Annotated in this window: 18 protein-coding genes; 12 read left to right on the forward strand and 6 right to left on the reverse strand. The window is 53.9% G+C overall.

All coding sequences use genetic code 11. The features are described from left to right. Nucleotides 1–3 precede the first annotated feature (3 nt). The 6 genes from F1379_RS20800 (at nt 4) to F1379_RS20825 (ending at nt 7,989) form a co-directional block, all read left to right on the forward strand. Nucleotides 4–3,672 carry a response regulator gene (locus F1379_RS20800; RefSeq protein ID WP_150273497.1) on the forward strand — a complete coding sequence of 1,223 codons (3,669 nt, stop codon included), beginning with the start codon at nt 4–6 and terminating at the stop codon, nt 3,670–3,672. Nucleotides 3,673–3,750: 78 nt separating this feature from the next. Then, nucleotides 3,751–4,620 (forward strand): CheR family methyltransferase, encoded by an 870-nt coding sequence (locus F1379_RS20805; protein WP_150273499.1) that lies wholly within the window; start codon nt 3,751–3,753, stop codon nt 4,618–4,620. Nucleotides 4,621–4,648: 28 nt separating this feature from the next. After that, on the forward strand, nt 4,649–6,316 hold the full coding sequence (locus F1379_RS20810) for a response regulator (RefSeq protein WP_150273501.1): 1,668 nt from the start codon (nt 4,649–4,651) through the stop codon (nt 6,314–6,316). Between the two features lie 97 nt (nt 6,317–6,413). After that, entirely contained in the window at nt 6,414–6,752 is a 339-nt protein-coding gene (locus F1379_RS20815; RefSeq protein ID WP_150273503.1) for an STAS domain-containing protein, read from the forward strand. 17 nt (nt 6,753–6,769) lie between these two features. Further along, on the forward strand, nt 6,770–7,222 hold the full coding sequence (rsbW, locus tag F1379_RS20820) for an anti-sigma B factor RsbW (protein WP_150273505.1): 453 nt from the start codon (nt 6,770–6,772) through the stop codon (nt 7,220–7,222). Next, a complete protein-coding gene (locus tag F1379_RS20825) occupies nt 7,219–7,989 on the forward strand; it encodes a sigma-70 family RNA polymerase sigma factor (RefSeq protein ID WP_150273508.1) in 771 nt (256 codons plus the stop codon). Before rsbW ends, F1379_RS20825 begins: the two co-directional genes overlap by 4 nt. A gap of 131 nt (nt 7,990–8,120) precedes the next feature. Here F1379_RS20825 and F1379_RS20830 read toward each other — a convergent pair whose 3' ends face one another. The 3 genes from F1379_RS20830 to F1379_RS20840 all read right to left on the reverse strand — a co-directional run bounded on the left by F1379_RS20830 (nt 8,121) and on the right by F1379_RS20840 (nt 11,151). Then, nucleotides 8,121–8,456, reverse strand: a complete 336-nt coding sequence (locus tag F1379_RS20830; protein ID WP_150273510.1) for a DUF5665 domain-containing protein — start codon at nt 8,454–8,456, stop codon at nt 8,121–8,123. A gap of 141 nt (nt 8,457–8,597) precedes the next feature. After that, complete coding sequence (locus tag F1379_RS20835; protein ID WP_150273512.1) at nt 8,598–9,101, reverse strand: YtxH domain-containing protein; 504 nt, start codon at nt 9,099–9,101, stop codon at nt 8,598–8,600. Nucleotides 9,102–9,396: 295 nt separating this feature from the next. Continuing rightward, on the reverse strand, nt 9,397–11,151 hold the full coding sequence (locus F1379_RS20840) for an alpha-glycosidase (protein WP_150273514.1): 1,755 nt from the start codon (nt 11,149–11,151) through the stop codon (nt 9,397–9,399). Nucleotides 11,152–11,464: 313 nt separating this feature from the next. Between F1379_RS20840 and F1379_RS20845 the strand changes: the two genes are divergently transcribed. Continuing rightward, nucleotides 11,465–12,184 carry a pirin family protein gene (locus F1379_RS20845; RefSeq protein ID WP_150273516.1) on the forward strand — a complete coding sequence of 240 codons (720 nt, stop codon included), beginning with the start codon at nt 11,465–11,467 and terminating at the stop codon, nt 12,182–12,184. A gap of 97 nt (nt 12,185–12,281) precedes the next feature. On the opposite strand, the gene F1379_RS20850 is transcribed toward F1379_RS20845, so the two are convergent. Next, the gene (locus F1379_RS20850) at nt 12,282–12,506 is read right to left on the reverse strand and encodes a DUF1128 domain-containing protein (protein WP_150273518.1); all 225 of its coding nucleotides are present in this window, start codon (nt 12,504–12,506) and stop codon (nt 12,282–12,284) included. A gap of 181 nt (nt 12,507–12,687) precedes the next feature. Between F1379_RS20850 and yyaC the strand changes: the two genes are divergently transcribed. Further along, nucleotides 12,688–13,215, forward strand: coding sequence for a spore protease YyaC (yyaC, locus tag F1379_RS20855; protein WP_239004750.1), 528 nt, complete (start codon nt 12,688–12,690; stop codon nt 13,213–13,215). A gap of 71 nt (nt 13,216–13,286) precedes the next feature. Beyond that, entirely contained in the window at nt 13,287–14,072 is a 786-nt protein-coding gene (locus F1379_RS20860) for an alpha/beta fold hydrolase (protein WP_150273520.1), read from the forward strand. Between the two features lie 91 nt (nt 14,073–14,163). Here the strand turns inward: F1379_RS20860 and F1379_RS20865 are convergent, their stop codons facing one another. Both F1379_RS20865 and F1379_RS20870 read right to left on the reverse strand, forming a co-directional pair. After that, nucleotides 14,164–15,450, reverse strand: a complete 1,287-nt coding sequence (locus tag F1379_RS20865) for an MFS transporter (RefSeq protein WP_150273523.1) — start codon at nt 15,448–15,450, stop codon at nt 14,164–14,166. Continuing rightward, on the reverse strand, nt 15,451–15,999 hold the full coding sequence (locus tag F1379_RS20870; RefSeq protein WP_150273525.1) for a winged helix-turn-helix domain-containing protein: 549 nt from the start codon (nt 15,997–15,999) through the stop codon (nt 15,451–15,453). 1,065 nt (nt 16,000–17,064) lie between these two features. Between F1379_RS20870 and F1379_RS20875 the strand changes: the two genes are divergently transcribed. The 3 genes from F1379_RS20875 to F1379_RS20885 are packed head-to-tail and all read left to right on the forward strand — an operon-like array spanning nt 17,065 to nt 19,819. Continuing rightward, nucleotides 17,065–17,757, forward strand: coding sequence for a DUF6483 family protein (locus F1379_RS20875; RefSeq protein WP_150273527.1), 693 nt, complete (start codon nt 17,065–17,067; stop codon nt 17,755–17,757). Then, a complete protein-coding gene (locus F1379_RS20880; RefSeq protein WP_150273529.1) occupies nt 17,757–18,572 on the forward strand; it encodes a PhzF family phenazine biosynthesis protein in 816 nt (271 codons plus the stop codon). The genes F1379_RS20875 and F1379_RS20880 overlap by 1 nt, the downstream gene beginning before the upstream one ends. A 59-nt stretch (nt 18,573–18,631) precedes the next feature. Beyond that, nucleotides 18,632–19,819: a class I SAM-dependent methyltransferase gene (locus tag F1379_RS20885; RefSeq protein ID WP_150273532.1), complete on the forward strand. Its 1,188-nt coding sequence runs from the start codon at nt 18,632–18,634 to the stop codon at nt 19,817–19,819. The last annotated feature ends 502 nt before the right edge of the window (nt 19,820–20,321 follow it).

Genomic DNA, 20,321 nt, shown 5'->3' on the forward strand with positions numbered 1-20,321 from the left:
GAAATGAAGATCAAAGCCAAGCTGCTGATCGGCTTTAGTGCGCTGCTGGCGATTATGCTGGCGCTCACTCTGATTGGTTACGATCGGCTTAATTATATGAACGACCAGCTTGACAGCTATCAGGAGCGGTACAACAAGGGCCGGGCTTCGTCGGGATTGCGCGGCGAGGTTAATGATATGGCACGCATTCTGACGACGCTGATGCTCAATGCAGACACACTCTCCGTTGATGCGGAGAAGGGTGAGCTCGACTCCAAAGTATTGAAGGCGGAGGGACATCTCAAGACGATTGAAACCTCGTTGACCACCGCCGAAGAGATGCAAATGCTCAACCGGATCGAGAAGGCTTATACCGCTTATATGAAATATCAGGACAAGGCAGTCAGCATGCTGATGGCAGGTTATTTTCAGAACGCCAATGCCTACCGCAATACGGAAGGCCAGGCCATCCAGAATGAAATGCTGGACAGTCTGAACGCTCTGTCCGATTATAACGCCTTCCGGATGACTGACGAGACCGCCAAAGCCCAGGCCGCAGCAGACCGTTCTATTCAGATGGTAACTTTAATTATGATTGTCGGGCTGCTGATGGGTCTTGGCGTGATCCTGTGGGTAATCCCGAGCATAACCCGCGGCCTGAATGTGGTGTCGATGATGATTTCCAGCTTCGGTAACGGTAAAATGCGGGCCATCCGCAGAATCAAGGTGACGTCGAAGGATGAGATCGGCGATGTCGCCCGCGTCTTTAAAGAAATGGCCGAGGATATCGAGCAGAAGCAGGAAATGGAAAAGGCCTATGCCCAGGCGCAAAGCGATCAGGCTTGGCTGAATGCAAATGTCGCCCGCGTCACTGAGCTGTTGCGCGGGATGAATTCGCTGGATCAAGTAACGCATACGTTTATCAGCGAGTTCGCTCCTGTGCTTGAGGCGCAATATGGCGCCATTTATTTGAAGGACAGCAGCAACCCTAACCTGCTGACGGCAAGTGCCTTCTATGCCGGCGAAGAGGGCGAGCATCAACCGAAGCCGAGCTTCAGTCTCGGTCAAGGCCTTATCGGCCAAAGTGCCATCGATATGAAGCCTATTCATCTGGTCGATGCTCCCGAGGATTATATTTCGGTTGCCTCGGGACTTGGGAATTCCCGTCCGGGCAATATTTCCATTCATCCGCTGATGTTTGAAGACGAACTGCTGGGTGTAGTGGAGTTCGCTTCCTTCAAGCCGTTCACCTCGCTGCAGAGTGAGCTGTTCCATCAACTGGCTGTTAATCTAGGGGTGATTCTGAACAATATCAGCCGCAGATTGGCCGTTGAGGAGCTCCTGCGCGAATCGCAGGCCCTCACCGAAGAATTGCAGGTACAGTCGGAAGAGCTGCAGACGCAGCAGGAAGAGCTGCGCCGCTCCAACGAGAATCTGGAAGAACAGACGGATGCACTGAAGCGCTCCGAAGAGCTGCTGCAGCGGCAGCAGGGTGAATTGGAGCACTTTAATGTTGAACTGATGGCCAAGACCCAGGCCCTGCAAGAACAGGTGCAGGAGGTTGAGGAGAAACGGGATGAGATCGAAGAGGCCCGGAGGCAGCTTGAAAAGCAAGCCCACCAGCTTGCAGTAACAAGCAAATACAAATCGGAGTTCCTGGCGAATATGTCCCATGAGCTGCGGACGCCGCTGAACAGTCTGCTGATTCTGTCCCAGCTGCTGACGGAGAACAAAGAGGGTAACCTGACCGATAAACAGGTAGAGTTCGCCCATACGATCTATATGTCGGGTTCGGATCTACTGAAGATGATCGATGAAATCCTCGATCTGTCCAAGGTGGAATCCGGCAAGATGGAGCTGACCTATGAGGAAATTCCGCTGACCGAGCTGAAGACATTCGTCAAACAGAACTTTGCGCCGCAGGCCCAGAAGAAGGGGCTGGCGCTGCGTCTTACCTTTGATGAACCGCTGCCGAATCAGGTCTATGCCGACAGCCACCGCCTGAAGCAGATTTTGCGCAACCTGCTCTCCAATGCGTTCAAGTTCACAAGCTCTGGCTTTATAGAGTTTAACATCAGCAACGCAGAGCCGGAGAAGATGCCGGCTTATCTGCCCCGGGAGTATGAATATATCGCTATAGCAGTGAAGGATACCGGAATCGGTATTCCGAGAGACAAGCGGGAAATAATCTTTGAAGCCTTCCAGCAGGTGGACGGCACGACCAGCCGCAAATATGGCGGCACCGGCCTTGGCTTGTCCATCAGCCGTGAACTGGCCCGGCTGCTGGGGGGTGCTATTACACTGGAGTCCAGCGAAGGACAAGGAAGCACCTTTACGCTGTATTTGCCGGTGAACGGCTATTACAGCTTGCTTCCGGGTGTAGTTGAGGCTGCAGCCGCTCAGCAAGCAGCTGCGATTGCCGAACAGGTGGAGGAGCTGCTGCCTTCTCCGGTGAAGAATGCGGAGGCGGCGCCGCTGATGCCGCCGATTGACGATGACCGCGAGGAGCTGGGACCTAACGACAAGGTGCTGCTTATCGTCGAGGACGATGAGAGCTTTGCGAAGATTCTGCTCAGCATGGCCCGGGGGCGCGGATTTAAAGGACTGGTGGCGCTTCAGGGAGATATTGGCCTGCAGATGGCCAAGACCTATCTTCCGGATGCCATCATTCTCGATATTCAGCTGCCGGTGATGGACGGCTGGGCTATTCTCCGGGAGCTGAAGGGAGAATCCGAGACCCGGCATATTCCGGTGCATGTGATCTCCGTCAACGATGAAGTGAAGCAGGGGCTGATGATGGGGGCGATGGCTTATCTGCGGAAGCCTTCCACCAAAGAAGCACTGGAGCGGGCATTCTCGCAGATCGAGGGCTACACGGACAGCACGCTCAAACACCTGCTTATTGTTGAGGATGATGATATTCAGCGCCGTTCCATTATGGAGCTGATCGGCCATGATGATGTGATCATTACGGCGGTATCCGGAGGCGTTGAGGCGCTTGCGGAGCTCCGTAAGCAAAGATACGATTGTATGGTGCTGGACCTGATGCTGGGTGATATGGACGGCTTCGAGCTCCTGGATCAGATCCGGGACGATGAGGAGCTGAATGATCTGCCGATCATCATTTATACCGGCAAGGATCTCGACAGCAAGGAAGAGACGAGACTGCGGAAATATGCAGAGTCCATTATTATTAAAGATGTCCGCTCGCCGGAGCGCCTGCTGGATGAAACGACGTTGTTCCTGCACCGGGTGGAAGCCAATTTGCCGGAGGACAAGCGTAAAATTCTGCAGAAGCTGCACAATAAGGAAGAGCTGTTCGACGGCAAAAAGATACTGCTGGTCGATGACGATATCCGCAATGTATTTGCCCTTTCCAGTGTGCTTGAAGGCTACCATATGGAAGTGAAGTTCGCCGAGAACGGCCGTGAAGCGCTGGAGATGCTGAAGACAGTCAAGGATTTCGATCTCATCCTAATGGATATGATGATGCCGGAAATGGACGGCTACGAGGCCATGCGGCTGATCCGGCAGATGCCGGAATACCAGAAGCTGCCGATTATTGCGCTGACGGCGAAGGCAATGAAGGAAGATCGTTCCAAGTGTATTGAGGCCGGGGCCTCCGATTATATGAAGAAGCCGATCAGTACAGACCAGCTTCTTTCTCTGATGCGGGTTTGGTTGTATTCGTAACCGTCATTTTGGGGTAATAGCTATACAGCGGTACATCTTGTGTACGGAATAACGACTTGGATTAAGGAGTAGAAGACAATGACTGCAATAGAACGGGGAAATCAGGGGCAGCCCATTCAATCAGGGGATAAGCAGGAACTGGAGCAGATCGAGATCGAGCTGCTGCTGAACGGCGTTCATCGTCTGTACGGGTATGATTTTCGAAATTATGCCTTGCCTTCCCTGAAGCGGCGGATCTGGCATCATGTTCATGCCGAGAATGTACCGACCATTTCTGCACTGCAGGAAAAGGTGCTGCACGACCGCGATTGCTTCGAACGTTTCGTCTACAGCCTGTCCATTCCGGTTACGGAAATGTTCCGTGATCCGGGACTCTTCCTGACCTTCCGTCAGAAGGTCATTCCAATTCTGCGGACGTACCCTTATATCCGCATCTGGCATGCGGGCTGCTCCACCGGCGAAGAGGTGTATTCCATGGCCATCATGCTGTATGAAGAGGGGCTATACGATAAAGCCCGTATTTACGCCACGGATATGAATGAACGTTCGCTGCAGCAGGCCAAGGAAGGTGTGTACGAGCTCGGTAAGATGAAGCAGTACACCAAGAATTATATCGAGGCCGGCGGCACAGGGGCATTCTCGGAATATTACACAGCGAAATACAATTCGGTGATACTGCAGCCGTATCTGCGTAAAAATATTATTTTCGCCGAGCACAATCTGGCGACGGATACTTCGTTTAATGAGTTCAATGTTATTTTCTGCCGCAATGTGATGATCTATTTCAATGACGAGCTGCGCGACCATGTGCATGGATTGTTTTATGAGAGTCTCAGCCGGTTTGGCGTACTCGTTCTTGGCTCCAAGGAGTCGATTCATTTCACCAGGTACAGCGACAGCTACGAACCCCTGGACAGGGTGGAGAAAATCTACCGAAAAAATAAGTAATGGGATTTAGCGGGATAGGAGGGAGCCTATGGGGGTTCAAGAACCGATTCATATACTGCTGGTTGACGACCGTCCTGAAAATTTGCTGGCGCTCGAAGCTGTCTTGGAAAGCCAGCATTACAAGCTGGTGAAAGCCAATTCCGGTGAAGAAGCATTACGCTGCTTGCTGAAATATGATTTTGCTGTGATCGTACTGGACGTTCAGATGCCCGGTATGGACGGGATTGAGACCGCCAAGCTGATCAAGGCCAGGGAGAAGACGAAGGATATCCCCATTATCTTCATTTCCGCCAACAGCAAAGAGGCTGAGCACCTGTTCGCCGGCTATTCCGCCGGAGCAATTGATTATATGGTGAAGCCTTTCATTCCGCAAATTCTGAAGTCCAAGATTGAAGGCTTCGTCCACATGCATCTTACGAACAAGAAGCATCAGATGCAGTCCATGCTTTTGCAGCAAAAAACACAGGAGCTGGAGCGGATTAACGGTGAGCTTGTCAAGGCCAAGGAAGAGGCCGAGATCGCTGCCAAAGCCAAAACCGAATTCTTGGCGATGATGAGCCATGAGATCCGCACGCCGATGAACGGCGTGGTCGGGATGATTGACCTGCTGATGGAAACGGAGCTGGCGCCCGAACAGAAGGAATATACGGAAATTATCCGCAAGAGCGCCGATACGCTTATTGCTGTCATCAATGATATTCTGGATTTCACCAAGATGGAATCCGGCAAAATGGAAATGGAAGAGCAGCTGTTTGAGCTGCAGACGACGATCCAGGAGGTGTTCAGCCTCTTCTCAGTGGAAGCGGCCAAGAAGAACCTGGAGCTGGCTTATTTCATTGACCACAAGCTCCCCAGACTGATCTACGGGGATATGGCCCGGCTGCGCCAGGTGCTGATCAATCTGGTGGCCAACGCCGTCAAGTTTACCAACCAGGGCGGTGTCTATCTTGTCGCTTCCGGTGTAGGATATGCCGGTAATAAGCTGGAAATAGAGTTTACGGTGAAGGATACAGGGATCGGAATATCTCCGGAGAAATGCGACAGGCTGTTCAAGCCGTTCTCTCAGCTTGATTCCTCGATGAACCGCAAATATGGCGGGACAGGTCTGGGTCTGGCTATCTGCAAGTCGCTGGTCGGTATGATGGGCGGCGAAATCCGTGTGGAAGCCATGGCAGAGAAGGGGGCGACCTTTGTCTTTACGATTCAGGCGGCTTTGCCGGAAGATGAACTGGGAAGAAGCTGCTGCGATGAGGAGCATACAGGTAAGGAGGCAGCCCAGCCGGCTTCAAGACGTGTGCTAATTGTCGATGACCACCCGGTCAATCAGCGGCTGATGGTCAGCATGCTGGACAAGCTCGGGTACAGCTCGGATGTTGCAGACGACGGCAGCCAGGCTGTCGAAATGGCTGCGCAGTCACCGTATGATTTCATCTTCATGGATCTTCAGATGCCGGTCATGGATGGACTTGCCGCGACCGCCCGCATCCGGGCCGGAAGCCCGGCCGGCGAGAAGGCAGTAATTATCGCGATGACGGCCAATGTGATGGAGGGTATCCAGAACCGCTGTATGGCAGCAGGGATGGATGGATATATCAGCAAACCGCTGAAGCTGGGGAGTATTAAGCAAATTCTTTCCAGGTATTCACGCCATGATATTCCCGCTGATGAACGGACGACTACCGCATTTGAAGCGTAATCCAGGAATTACCTTTAGTTTTCCATGCGATTTTTGTTTCAACGTGGAGCATTTGAGGGTATTTGTAAAGAAAACATATAATCAGGAGAGATTGTCTATGAACACTCATAAAAGCGAAAAGTTCCACGCAAAAACCGAAACAGAAGGCAATGTATGCACCGTTTACCTGATTGGGGAGCTCGATTTGTCGGTTGCCCCCGATTTTCGTCTGGTGATGGAACCGCTCGTGGGAGATACAGGGCTTGATTTGGTGATTAACCTTAAGGATTTGAAATATATCGACAGCACCGGTATTGGCATACTGCTCTCGATACTTAAAGCCAGACACGGTATGGATGTCAAATTCACCGTCACGGAAGTTCCGGGGCATATCCAGAAGCTGTTTGATATGACCGGTATCTCCAAGTTTTTTGCCCCCCAAGAGAATTCCCACTAGGAAAGGATCGAAATAGGATGAGTGATGACGTGCAAAAAGTAATACTACAATTACCCGCCAATGCAGAATATGTCGATATTGTAAGACTTAATTTATATGGTATTGCCTCGAAAATGGGTTTCACCTATGAAGATATTGAGGACATGAAAGTTGCTGTATCCGAAGCTTGTAACAACTCTGTTCTTTATGCTTACGGGCAGGAAGACGGTTTGGTGGATGTAATATTTGAGGTCGGTCCGGGTGCCTTGTCCATTACGGTCAAAGACGAGGGGGAGAGCTTTGACGGATTGGATACGCCTGATAATCGGCTGACGCTCCATGACAAAGAGCTGAATGATGTTCAGGTAGGAGGTCTGGGATTTTACCTGATGCAGGCGCTCATGGATGACGTCAGCGTAGTGAGCGAAGCAGGCAAGGGGACGGTCGTTACATTGACGAAACGTCTGAATTTCAGCGAGGAGAAAGTATGAACGACAAAGTGACTCCCCCAGAGTCCATGAATGAAGCAGTAAGCCTAATATGGGAATATCAACAAACGAAAGATAACGACATCGCTACAGAGCTGATTCACCGCTATGAGCCGATGGTCAAGATGGCTGCCGGCAAGATTGCCCGTAACCGTCCGGATCTCTACGAAGACCTGTATCAGGTCGGCCAGATGGCGCTAATCCGGCTGCTGCAGCAGTATGACATCAGCCTGGGCATTCCGTTTGAGCCTTATGCGATGAAGAGCATGATCGGACATATGAAGAATTTCCTGCGCGATAAATCCTGGTATATCCAGGTGCCCAGAAGGATCAAGGAGAAGGGCGCGCTCGTTCAGCAAGCCATCGATGAGCTTACGATCCGGCTGGAGCGCTCACCGGCGGTGGACGAAATCGCCGAATACCTGGATCTGTCCGTTGAAGAAACGGTGGAGGTATTGGCTGGCAGGGAATGCTATCACTATGTATCGCTTGATTCGCCGCTTTCCCAGGAGGAGACCGGCGCTACGCTCGGCGAGCTGATCAGCTCGGATGCCAATGACTATGAGACAGTGGAGAAACGGATGGACCTTCAGCAGGCGCTGGGCCAGTTGAAGGAGCAGGAACAGCAGGTGCTGCTGCTGGCGTTCCAGGACGGCCAGTCGCAGCGTGCCATCGCCCAGAAGCTCGGTGTCTCGCAAATGAGCGTCTCCCGTATTCAGAAGCGGGCGACAGAGAAGCTCAAACAGATTATGGCGAACTCTTCCTACTAATGTTGAATTATTCCCGTATATAAAAGGACATGCCCTGAACTGACGTAAGGGTATGTCCTTTTATTGTGCGCGCAGCAACATACAAAATTGCGGTGTATATTAAACCATACACCGCTTTGAATGAGCATTATTTAACTGTTGGCATCTATATACTTCTTGATCTCCCCGAGATATTCCCCGATGACCGGCACATCCAGGAAGAGGCTGAGAATGTAGCCCAGAAGACCGAGAATGACGAAGGTGCCCAGTGAAAGGCCGAGGCCCCGTGATATACCGGCTATCAGATTCGTCACAATCCGCTTCTTCGGATTCGTATAATTCTCCAAAATGTCTTTAAATTCGGACTTTTCCAAAGAATCGGCTATTTTGTCGAGCCGTTCATTTAAACGTTTGACTTCATGGCGCAGCTCGAAGGGATGCTCATCCACTTCATAAGCCTTGCCTTTCGTTCCGCCGGCTTCTCCCATAAGATGTCCCCGCTTTCCGCAGCCCCTTATACGGGCCTTAATGGAGGAGGGGGCCGCTTGCTGCGGCGCTCCTCATAGCGACAGCCAGCTGCAGCGAGCTGGCTGTCCGGTTCTGATTTGTACTTAAGCCGCTGTCAGCGCTTAGTAGGAGCTTTTGTAGGAGGAAGCTACTTCGTCCTTGGCGTCCTTGGCTTCGTCGGCTACCTTTTTGGAAGCATCCTTGGCTTCGTCAGCCACCTCTTGGGATGCATCCTTGACGTCGCTTGCTACTTCGCCGGAGGTTTCGCTCACGGTGTCGCCGATTTTTTTGCCGGTCTCCTGCAAGGTAGCAGCGATTTGCTGTTTGCTGTCGCTGACCGTGCTGAAGATATCGGAGGCCTTGGCCGAGACGGTGCTGGCCAGATCGGTAGCCTTTTCGCTGACCGTAGTAGCCAATGTCTTGGTCTTATCGGTTACGACACCGGCGACTTCCTTCGTCTTGTCCGTAGCCAGTGAGAGCTTGTCGGACAGGTCGCTGCGCATTTCACTGCCGGGCTTAGGTGCGAACAACAGAGCGGCAGCCGCGCCAAGCAAGCCTCCGATAAAAATACCCTTTAGAAAAGTGTTGCTGCTTTCAACCGGATGTTCCGTTTCTGCTTTATTCATCACCAATCACTCCTTATGGAATATTATAGTCCCGGACTGGCGGCGGCCCCCCGGGAATGGGCTAATGGTTAGGTGTATTCCCCGTGGTCGCCGCCTTGTCAGGTTTCAGGAAAGCCTGAAGTATCTTACTTCGTATATAAACTTCGGCGTATGGCCTGAAACAGTAAAAGAGTATGGGAAAGAATGGCGGAGGCAGAAGCAGAGAACAAGATTATATATGCTGAAAGTATGCGTAAATAATGAATTGCGGGACTTTACAAACATCTGTAAATGGGATTGATCGAGCATGGATGAGCTATTCGCGCCGCAGTACCATAAATCCGAATGCCGGAAGGCTGAAGGAGAGCTTTCCTCCGCTTACGCTGCAACGTTCCCCTGACTGCACATCCACCCAGTCGCTTGCGTCTTCCGCTGCCGGAAGAGCACCTTTCACCGGAGCAGCGGAGCTGTTCATCACAATAAGCAGATGCTCCTGTTCGTCCCAGCGGTCATAGGCCAGAAGAGCGGGCTCGCCGGGAAGCTCGCGGAATCGGATCCGGCTGCCGCGCAGGGCGGGATAAGCCTTACGCAAGGAGATGGCCCAGCGGTAGAAGGCCAGCAGCTCCTGGTCCTGCCGGTCTGGATTCCATTCCATGCACCGCCGGTTATCCGGATCGTAGGCGCCTTCCATTCCGATTTCGTCCCCGTAATAAATACAAGGCGTGCCCTGGAAAGTCATGAGGTACAGCAGGGCAAGCCGGAGGCGCCGGACATCTCCGCCGCAGTGGGTCAGGAAGCGCTCGGTGTCGTGGCTATCGAGCAGATTGAAGGCGGATTCTGTAATTTGCTGCGGATAACGGGCCAGCATGCCCGAAATGGCTTCGGAGAATTGCTTAGAATCCGTAGTTCCGCGGGCAAAGAAATTCAGCGCCAGATTGAGCAGCGGATAATTCATCACCGCATCAAACTGGTCCCCGGTCAGCCAAGGCAACGCATCATGCATGATTTCGCCGACGATAAAAGCATCAGGATTGCTCTCCTTAACCGCTTTGCGGAATTCTCTCCAGAACGAATGCGAGACCTCATTGGCCACATCCAGCCGCCAGCCATCAATGCCGACTTCCTGAATCCAGTAGCGGCCGACGCTGAGCAGGTACTCGCGTACTTCCGGATTCTCCGTATTGAATTTAGGCATAATCGGTTCGAAGGCGAAGGTATCATAGGTTGGGATACCGTCCTCGACGCGAGGCGGCCAATCCCGGACATGGAACCAGTTCGCATACTTCGAAGCCTGGCCGTTCTCCATCACATCCACATAGGGAGGGAAGGTATAGCCGCAGTGATTGAATACACCGTCCAGCAGCACACGGATTCCCCGCTCATGGCAGGCATCCACCAGCTTTTTCAGCGAAGCATTCGTTCCGAAATGGGGGTCAACCTTGAAATAATCGCGCGTATCGTACTTATGGTTGGTTGTCGCTTCGAATACCGGCGTGAAATAAATTGCATTGATGCCAAGCGCGTTCAGGTAATCCAGGTGCTCCAGCACACCCTGCAGATCGCCTCCGAAGAAATTACGGGGAGTAGGAACCCCGCCCCAAGGTTCGGCATTCTCCGGACTGAGCGAAGGATCGCCATTCGCGAACCGCTCCGGGAAGATTTGATAGAACACCGCATCCTTCACCCATTCCGGCATCAGATGCACGTCCTCGCGGTTCAGGAAGGGAAAGTCGAACAATCCCTCGTAAATAATAGCCGGAGGAGCATCGAAGAAGCCTTTTTCAAGATAATAGAGAGCCTCATCTTCATTATGCAGCGCAAAATAGTACGCCAGCCTGCGGTACTTAGGCTGCACCGCAGCCTGCCAGTAATCATACTGGGCGTCGGAAGCCAGCAGCTCCATCGGCTGTACGCCATGCGTGTGGTCCCAGCCGTATTTGTCGCCGTGGACCAGATCCACCCGGGCGACATTGCCGCGCCCCGTTCTCAGCCTGATGTGGAGCGTGGCCTCGTCATAAGCGTAGGACCAGTTCTGGCCCATGCGGTGATACACACTATCCTTCTGAATCATGATTGTACTCCATCCTTTCACGGCAACGGGAACGCAAAAAAGGCCCAACCCCATTGTGACGAGGTTGAACCTTGACGGTTACATTGCCTTTGAATTTGATTGCATCATATCATGCGGATGCCGGAAGAAGCAAGCGGCAAATGCGGCTCCGGCATGCTCCTGCCCACGGATTGCCAGGCGCCTGGAGGCTGATTGACAGCAAAAGGAAGAGGGTAAGAAATACATAATTCAAGCGCCATCCCATCACGAATGGATGAGCAAGGTTCCCGTAATCACGGGGAAAGGCCCAAACATCTTTGGAGGTGCAATAACTATGATTAAAATCGTTACGTCAGCGGAACGTCATACATCGAATAGAGATTGGATCCACAGTGAGTTCAGCTTTTCCTTTGCCGATTACGACGATCCCAGCAATGCGCACTTCGGGGCGCTGCTCGCCCACAATGACAATGAACTGAAGCCGGAGCAGGGGATGCATGAGCATCCGCATCATGATCTGGAGATTATCACTTATGTGATCTCAGGCGTGCTGAAGCATCAGGATGACCTGGGCAACCATGCCGATCTGCAGGCAGGCAGTGTGCAGGTGATGACGGCCGGTACGGGCATCAACCATTCCGAGACCAATCCTTCACCCGGCGAGCAGGCCCGGTTCCTGCAGATGTGGCTGCTGCCCGACAGGCCGGGACTTGCGCCCAAGTGGGACGCGAAGTATTACCCCCGCGATTTCAAAATCAATACGCTGCTTCCGGTAGCTTCCGGCAGCGATATCGAAGGGGCGCTTGCGCTGCATGAAGATGTTACGGTCTACCTTTCCGCGCTGGAGTCGAACCGTGAGCTGCAGTACCAGCAGCGCGAGGACCGGCGTACGCATCTGTACCTGATCTCCGGCAACCTGGAGCTCTCTTGTGAGGATGGCGTATTTCATTTGCAGCCCGGCGATGCAGCACGAATTCGCGGATGCAGCGGAATGAAGCTTAAAGGGACCGGCAGCGAGGGCGAAGCTGAGCTGGTACTGATTGATCTGCCGTGATTACGGCACCCGTTACCATAGCAGGAGCCCGGAACCTGCGGACATCGTGGCGATGAACCGCAGGCTGCCGGGCTCCTCCTGTCTTTCTGAAGGAAAACTATGATTTACGCAGCCGGCCCAGCTCGGACACAAGCGCCTCCACCTGCGAGATGCTGAGCTTATCGCTTCCCATGGCTACCTCATAGATATCGAGCAGATCCTCATAATTATCCACCGAGAAAGCGGAGGCTTGCATGGCCGCTGCGCTTGCCATCTTGAGCTTGCTCTTGATGCCTTCGATCATATACTCTACATTGGCTTGACTGGGCTGTGACAAATCCATGGATCGAACCCGTCCTCTCTGTCTTTTGATTCACACATTTTATCACGTACTGGCCGGTAAAAGAAATAAGCTTCGAACCCGCCGGCACTTTACAGGACAAATTTGTAGGGATAGGGCATGGCATGGTAAATTAAAGGCAATCAGCGGACAGCTGTGACGACAGGCAAAGGAGCGGGGGAATTTGGCGATCAGGGAACAGGAGAGCAGAAAACGGATCAAAATGAATGCCGACGGACTGACCGCTTTCTTTGCAGAGATTGCGGCCAGTCACCCGGCAGGTGAGATTACCTTTCTGTGTATCGGAACAGACCGTTCCACCGGCGATGCACTGGGTCCGCTAACCGGAACCAGGCTGATCGAGCTGGGCTTTGCGAATGTGGTAGGCACCCTGCCGGAACCGTGCGACGCCAATAATCTTGCAGAGCGGATTGCCGGAATTCCGGCGGAGCAGATTATTATCGCTATCGATGCGTGCTTGGGACCGCCCGCCGCATTAGGCTGCTATTTCGCCGCGAAGGAGCCGCTGCATCCGGCGCAATCGGTCGGTCTGGCCCTGCCGGCAGTGGGCAACTACAGCCTGGCGGCGATTGTGGACGTGCATGGGCCGCGTCCCTACCGGACCCTGCAGACCACGCCGCTCCACCGCGTTATGGTGATGGCCCAGGAGATCGCGCAGGCCGCGGCCAGCGGCTTTGGCATGGCGTTGTAAATGGTTTCAACCAGACGGCGTTTGGCTTAATAATACACATATAAGCACTACATAGAAGGAAGGTAACCGCTATGGAAAGTATCCGCTGTGAAGGAAGCAATATTTGTTACAACGATCAGGGCCAGGGGGAAGTGATCCTGCTGCTCCACGGCTTCTGCGGAAGCTCGGATTATTGGGAGCGGGTTGTCCCTTACTTGAGCAGGGGCTGCCGTGTCATTACTCCGGATTTGCGCGGGCATGGAGCATCGGATGCTCCACTCGGGCCATATAGCATCGATCAGATGGCCGATGATGTACTTTCCTTGCTGGAGCACCTTGAAATCCCGCAGTGTTATCTGCTCGGCCACTCGCTGGGAGGCTATATTGCGTTGTCGTTCGCCCAGCGGCATCCTTCCCGGCTGAAAGGCTTCGGGCTTATCCATTCCACCGGCTATCCGGACAGCGAGGAAGCGAGGGAGAAGCGCTTAAAGAGTGTGACTACCATTCAAAATGAAGGTATCACAGCTTTCGTGGATGGCCTGATTCCTGCGCTGTTCGCTCCGGGAGCCGCACCGCAGCACTTGGTGCGGGCCAAGGAGATCGGCTACCGTACGCCGCCGCAGGGCGCAATCGGCGCAGCGCTGGCCATGCGGGAACGCCCGGACCGCCGCGATGTCATCTCGGCAACGGCGCTGCCGGTGCTGCTCGTGGCCGGTACAGAGGATAGCGTGGTGTCTGCCGAGCGGACCTTTACCTCCGATAAAGCCAACGTAACAAAGGCAACCATAGCCGGAGCGGGGCACATGAGTATGTTTGAAGCGCCTGAACGGCTATCCGAGATCATTAAGGATTTTGTGGCTGAATCCAGCAGGAAATGATTTCCTGACGGGGGTATTCAGAGCAAGCAAGAGGCAGCATTCCGCCAACCGGCGGATGCTGCCTCTTTGCTGTGTTTACGGCTGCTTCGGGCTACTGAAACTTGCGGATCGCCGGAACGCACAGTACCAGTGCGATGCAAGCCATGCCGAGGCCGGAGAAAATAGCGATGGTCGGGATGCCCCCGATCCAGTCGGCGAGCCAGCCCACCAGTATATATCCGACCGGCAGCAGGGCGAAGGACCCGAACAGGTCCAGACTCGCTACGCGCCCGAAGGCTTCCTTCGGCACAAGATCCTGGAGGCTGATCTCCCAGATCAGCCCAAAGATCATCAGGCCGAATCCCTCCAGCGCGAACAGCGCCACAGCGCTGGCCGGGCCGGGGGCGAACGGCAGCAGAAGCAAAGCAGCCCCGCTTACAAGGGCTCCGCCGTAAGCCATAATTCCGCGGTGCCGCCATTTCTTCCTCATGCCATAGATTAATCCGGCCAGGATCGCCCCGACGCCGGAGAAAGTCACGGCCAGCCCATAGACATATGGCTCCCAGCCGTGATGGACCTTGAACAGCCACGGGAGCAGGATGCTGCTGATCCCCGAGTAGCAGATGTTGACAAAGCAGAAGGCGAGAATGGTGATCCAGAGCCAGGGGTTGCTGCGCAATATGGAAATGCCTTCCTTAAAGTCGGCTTTCCAGTCCGAATGAGCGGTGACCGGGACCGCCTGAGACGATGTTTCGGTCCTGACGGCGGATAACAGCACCTTGCGCAGATAGATCAGGCATATCAGCGACAGAAGATATGTAAGGGCATCAAGGCCAAAGCCGAAGCCGGCCGAGAGATGGGTGATGAGCAGGCCGCCGAGTGAGGGGCCGACCAGACGGATGGTCTGCAGACTCATCTGCGAAAGCGAGTTGGCGGCTACCCGGATTTCAGGTGTGAATACGGAGGCCTGAACTGCCGAATAGGCTGGGCGGAATAACCCGTCGAAGAGGCCGTACATAGCGATCAGAATGTACAGCATGGGAATGGTCAGTATATCCGACAGAGCAAGCGCTGCAATGGTCGCCATCACCGCGAAGCGGGCGATATCGGCGGTCATCATAATCTTGACCCGGTCATAGCGGTCAACGATATGGCCTGATATGGGCAGCATGATGACATTGGGCAGCATATAGACCGCCATAACCATACCCATGATAGCGGTGGAGCCGGTAAGAGTGTACACCAGCACCGGAAGAATAACCATAGTCACCGAGCTGCCGAGGAAGGAGATGATGTGGCCCAGCCACAAATAAGGGAAGGCCTTGGACTTGGCGAACGGCTCGGCGAATTCCCGCAGGGGACTTCTCCTCTCCGGTTTGGAGGAAGCGGCAGGAATCATTTAAGGGCTCACCTCCGGATCTATGGACGGATCAGCGGGGAAGAGACGGCCGATGACCAGTTCCAGGCCATATTCTGCGCCGTCGGTGGCCTTCGATTCCCAGGAGACGATCAATTCTAGCATTTCCCGGCGAAAATCAGCCAATTCTTCGGGTGCCAGCATCAATCTGGTCGTAAAGTGCTCAACCTTATGCTCTGGCGCAAAATGAAAGCCGGTTAATTGTTCCGAGCGGAACTGCGTCGCCACGGAGCGGTAGAACTTCTGGACAATGCCGCCGCTCGTATCGGTACGGACCAGTTCTAGAAGCCCGCCTTCGAGCAGCTTCATCATGTGGTAATGCACATTACCCGGGGTTTTGCCCAGCTTCCCGGCTACTTGCTTGGAGGTCAGCGGCTCAGCCGATAGCGTATGCATAATCTTGATTCGCAGCGCGCTCTCCAGCAGCTTGCCCTGTTCCGGAGTAATCTGAAGAGCTTCTGGAAATCTGTCGGGCGGTGTAGGGGAAACCGTGGGAACCGATGGTACCGGATATTCTGGCGGGTTGGTCATTTCGGGAACCTCCTTTTTTGGACAGCATTAACGATTTGTATTTCAGATCAATCTGTATTCCAGATCGGATGTACAGAGTATAGAACAATGCCTGCTTTGGGTCAAGGAGAAAAATAGTACCTTGACCGCATCAAATTGTTGCTTTGCACCATCTATTTGCGAGTAAGGCTGGAGACGTCCGCACCTACATCCCTTTTCCGTGAACAGGCCGACCAACAGTGCAGTCCGGCTAATCAATCCTATTGTAGGGGAAAAATCGACCATAATGGGCCACCGTGAAGGTAAATAGGGCAAACGTAGGCGAAAAATCGACCATAATGTCTTGCCATGGAGGAAAACAGACCCATTGTAGTCGAAAAACCGACCACAATGGGCTGCAGTTAAGGAAAATTGGGCAAACGTAGGCGAAAAATCGACCATAATTCACAAACCAAGCTCACCTAACGAACAGCAGGACAGTACCTTAAAGTTCTCATGTTGCTCTTGTTCAGGGTTAGTGGAAAATCGCCACCAAACTTCACCTGTGCGTTAGTGTTTGCATCGCCGAATTGGCTGCTTAGTACGGCTCCAGCAAGAAGTGACTGCGTGGGATGTGTAACGAAACCAGGCTCAGAAATCGGTGCAAAGGCACTTTATAACCGAGCAAGCTAGAGGGGAATTAAAGCACTTATACCCTGGAATTTGAATGGGTCAAGGTACTAGGACCAACCAAGGACCGTCCAAGGACCGATCAAGGACCAACCAAGGACCGTCCAAGGACCGATCAAGGACCAACCAAGGATCAGCCAAGGACCGATCAAGGACCGACCAAGGACCGACCAAGGACCGACCAAGGACCGACCAAGGACCGACCAAGGACCAACCAAGGACCAACCAAGGACCGATCAAGGACCAACCAAGGACCGATCAAGGACCGACGAAGGACTTCCCCGGGCTATCGCGTATCCCCCTCAAGTGGCGCCGGACCGGGGAATCGTATAAGATGGTTAGACAAGCTGATTTATAGCCACTGCTTACTTCATTGCAACTGCTGATCCGGCTCGAATGAGAAAGGGGAGTTTGGCAATGTTCCGAAGGGATTATATCGTACGGATGATTGAGGATATGACGGCAATGATCGCCAAGGTGCTGACGCTGAAGCAGGAACGGAAGACGACAGAAGCCTTGTGGGAAGTGGATGAACTCCTGGGCCGGCACTTCCGGCTGAATTCGCGTCTGTTAAATTCACTGTCCGTAGAGGACATTATCGATATGTTTCGTCTGGGCAACGTTCTTGAATCGGACAAGCTGCAGGGCGTGGCCCGGCTGCTGAAGGAAGAGGCCGATATTTACCGGGCAGCGGGTAACGCTGATGAAGCCCTGTTCCGGTCGATGCGGTCACTGCATCTATTTCTGTATGCCGATCTGCATGGCGCTGACCGGGAAATGCTGGATATGACAGCGGAGATAGACGGCCTTCTCGGCGAGGTGGAGGGCTACAGTCTTCCGGTTAAGACCGAGCGGCTGCTGCTGCCTTATATGGAGTCGCTGGGCCGTTATGCCAAAGCGGAAGACAGTCTCTACAGGCTCCGGGAGCAGGGTGAGAATGTGGCGGATGAAGGACGTAAGCTGTACGGGCGGCTGCTGCAGCAGCCGCCGGAGCTGCTGGAGCTTGGCGGTCTTCCGCTGGAAGAGGTCCGGCAGGGCCAGGAAGAATGGGACCGGCTGAATTTCGCCCAGGAGAAGCAGCCGGTGCAGGACGGGGAGCTGAAGCCGTGATGAATACGCCTATTTATATAGTGGATGCCTTTGCCTCCCGGCCCTACTCAGGCAATCCTGCGGCCGTGTGCCTGCTGCAGCAGCCTGCCGATGAAGAGTTTATGGCCCGGACGGCTGCGGAGATGAATCTGTCGGAGACCGCTTATGTATGGCCGGAGCAGGATGGCTACCGGCTGCGCTGGTTCACGCCGGCGGTCGAGGTTAATCTGTGCGGCCATGCCACGCTCGCAAGCGCCCATGTGCTATGGGAATCCGGGCAGCTTGACCCGCAGGCGGAAGCCAGATTCCACACGCGAAGCGGCCTCTTGCGGGCCAGGAAGACGACGGAGGGAATCACGCTTTATTTTCCGCCTTATGAGCTTGCAGCCTCTCCGCCGATTGCGGGACTTGCCGCAGCACTGGGGATCGAAGAGGCCCAGGTTCTGGATACTGTACGTTATGCCGATAACGTGTTTGTGCGGCTGGAGGATGAGGCCCTGCTGCGCGGCCTCCTTCCGGATGTTGCCCGGCTTGCCGAGCTTGCGCCGAGGGCGGTTGGGGTCACGGCGGAGAGTGCGGCAACGGGAATCGACTTCGTATCGCGCTTCTTCGCCCCGGGAATCGGAGTGAACGAAGACCCGGTGACCGGCTCTCTACATGCCGCCCTTGCCCCATATTGGTCGGCGCGTCTGGGACGGAGTGAATTGACCGCTTACCAGGCCTCGCCGCGTGGAGGAATGCTGCGTCTGCAAGTAAGCCCGGAGGAGGTTATCCTGACCGGCGGTGCCGTTACCGTAGTCAGCGGCTTGCTTCATGTTGACCCGAATCTGCGCTAACCCGGCATGACTGTTTATTTTGCGATATAATAAAATTTAGATACTGAACTGAAAGCGAGATGTACCCTGTGGAATCCCTGAATGCGTTAATCGAACAAATTATAGCAGACCGTACACTGATTACGGCAACCCTGAGCCAGCTGCGCAGCAAGGGCGGCGCGGCGTTTACGAAGGTGCAGATCAAGCCCGTAGAGCTGAGAGGACGGCTTCATTACCAGCTTGCCTACACCGTAGGGCCGAAAGTCGAGCACCGCAATGTGGTGGCGGAAGAAGCTGCCGGAGAAATCATGTCGCTGCTCAGGGAGAACTTCCGTCAGGCCTTGCTGTGTACGGTGGATGCCGATTATCAGGTGCTGATCAGCAAGAAATATAAAGTGTCCATTCTGACCAAGTCAGCAACCAAGCAGCAAGCAGCCAATCTGGCGCATAACCGGCGTAAACAGTACGTACTGGATGAGGGGGAGCCGGTTCCTTTCCTCGTTGAGCTTGGAATTATGAATGCCGATGGCAAGGTGCTGACCAGGAAATACGACAAGTTCCGCCAGATCAACCGCTTCCTGGAGATGGTGGAGGATGTGCTCGGTGACCTGCCGTCCGGCAGGCCGCTCACCATTGTCGACTTTGGCTGCGGCAAATCCTATCTGACCTTTGCGCTTTATCATTATCTGGCCGTCCGTGAAGCCAGAGAGCTGAACATTGTCGGACTTGATCTAAAGGCCGATGTCATTGCGCACTGCAGTGAGCTGGCCGCAAGGCTGGGCTATGACAAGCTGCGTTTTCTGGTCGGTGATATCGCGGACTACAACGAGCTTGACCAGGTCGATATGGTGGTTACGCTGCATGCTTGCGATACAGCGACGGATGCAGCGCTGGAAAAAGCGGTCCGCTGGGGCGCCTCCGTCATTCTTTCCGTTCCGTGCTGCCAGCATGAGCTATTCGGGCAAATCGAGAATGAGCTGCTGAGCCCGCTGCTGTCGCACGGTATTTTGAAGGAGCGATTCTCGGCGCTGGCCACCGATGCGATCCGCGCCAAGCTGCTCGACCTGATGGGTTACCGCAGCCAGCTGCTTGAATTTATCGATATGGAGCATACGCCCAAGAATATTCTGATCCGCGCCGTGCGCAGCTCAGGCGGCGACATGACGGCCAAATGGCGGGAATACAGTGCATTCCGTGATTTCCTGGGTGCGAAGCCGTATCTGGAGCGGGTATGCGCCGATCTTTTGCCATCCGGCGACCCGGAGTGAATAATAAACATGATAAGCACCGCCATCTGCAGTGCGTTTCCACCAGGAGGCGTACTGCTTTTTTTAAATTTGAAAGTATACCTTCATGCTATCCTTTATCCTTATCTTTCCCTCAGAAACGGTTACCGTCCTAAACACGACGGTAACCGTTTCTGCTTATATGGAGCCGATCGTTGTTTCAGGACATATCTGGAAATGCTATGAATAACGGAGTGGATGAGGCAGAGAGTTATGAAAGAAGGCTGTAAATCTATGAGGCAGCCGGTTTGGCATTGTAACGCAGGCAGATAAATGAAGGTGAGGTCGAAGGAGATTGGGAAAGGAGCATATGCATACGGATGTGTGAGCTGGCAGGGTCTGCGAGACGGCAACGGATGATAGAGTCGGGAGGGGGCGGACTGCTGTTCGGGGCCATGCTTACGGCCTGTTTACAGCGCGGCTTGTTTTTTAGCGGAGAAATGTACCCGCTGCTCACCGTGTGGTTCGCGCTGTGCGCTATAGG

The organism is Paenibacillus tepidiphilus (genome assembly GCF_008635795.1).
In the GTDB taxonomy this organism is placed as follows: domain Bacteria; phylum Bacillota; class Bacilli; order Paenibacillales; family Paenibacillaceae; genus Paenibacillus_AQ; species Paenibacillus_AQ tepidiphilus.

Coding starts and splice junctions, on each gene's coding strand:
- F1379_RS20840 (WP_150273514.1), bottom strand. CDS start 11,151: ATGATTCAGAAGGATAGTGTGTATCACCGCATGGGCCAGAACTGGTCC.
- F1379_RS20805 (WP_150273499.1), top strand. CDS start 3,751: ATGACTGCAATAGAACGGGGAAATCAGGGGCAGCCCATTCAATCAGGG.
- F1379_RS20880 (WP_150273529.1), top strand. CDS start 17,757: ATGAATACGCCTATTTATATAGTGGATGCCTTTGCCTCCCGGCCCTAC.
- F1379_RS20845 (WP_150273516.1), top strand. CDS start 11,465: ATGATTAAAATCGTTACGTCAGCGGAACGTCATACATCGAATAGAGAT.
- F1379_RS20830 (WP_150273510.1), bottom strand. CDS start 8,456: ATGGGAGAAGCCGGCGGAACGAAAGGCAAGGCTTATGAAGTGGATGAG.
- F1379_RS20815 (WP_150273503.1), top strand. CDS start 6,414: ATGAACACTCATAAAAGCGAAAAGTTCCACGCAAAAACCGAAACAGAA.
- F1379_RS20860 (WP_150273520.1), top strand. CDS start 13,287: ATGGAAAGTATCCGCTGTGAAGGAAGCAATATTTGTTACAACGATCAG.
- F1379_RS20875 (WP_150273527.1), top strand. CDS start 17,065: ATGTTCCGAAGGGATTATATCGTACGGATGATTGAGGATATGACGGCA.
- rsbW (WP_150273505.1), top strand. CDS start 6,770: ATGAGTGATGACGTGCAAAAAGTAATACTACAATTACCCGCCAATGCA.
- F1379_RS20810 (WP_150273501.1), top strand. CDS start 4,649: ATGGGGGTTCAAGAACCGATTCATATACTGCTGGTTGACGACCGTCCT.
- F1379_RS20870 (WP_150273525.1), bottom strand. CDS start 15,999: ATGACCAACCCGCCAGAATATCCGGTACCATCGGTTCCCACGGTTTCC.
- F1379_RS20885 (WP_150273532.1), top strand. CDS start 18,632: ATGTACCCTGTGGAATCCCTGAATGCGTTAATCGAACAAATTATAGCA.
- F1379_RS20835 (WP_150273512.1), bottom strand. CDS start 9,101: ATGAATAAAGCAGAAACGGAACATCCGGTTGAAAGCAGCAACACTTTT.
- F1379_RS20800 (WP_150273497.1), top strand. CDS start 4: ATGAAGATCAAAGCCAAGCTGCTGATCGGCTTTAGTGCGCTGCTGGCG.
- F1379_RS20865 (WP_150273523.1), bottom strand. CDS start 15,450: ATGATTCCTGCCGCTTCCTCCAAACCGGAGAGGAGAAGTCCCCTGCGG.
- F1379_RS20850 (WP_150273518.1), bottom strand. CDS start 12,506: ATGGATTTGTCACAGCCCAGTCAAGCCAATGTAGAGTATATGATCGAA.
- F1379_RS20825 (WP_150273508.1), top strand. CDS start 7,219: ATGAACGACAAAGTGACTCCCCCAGAGTCCATGAATGAAGCAGTAAGC.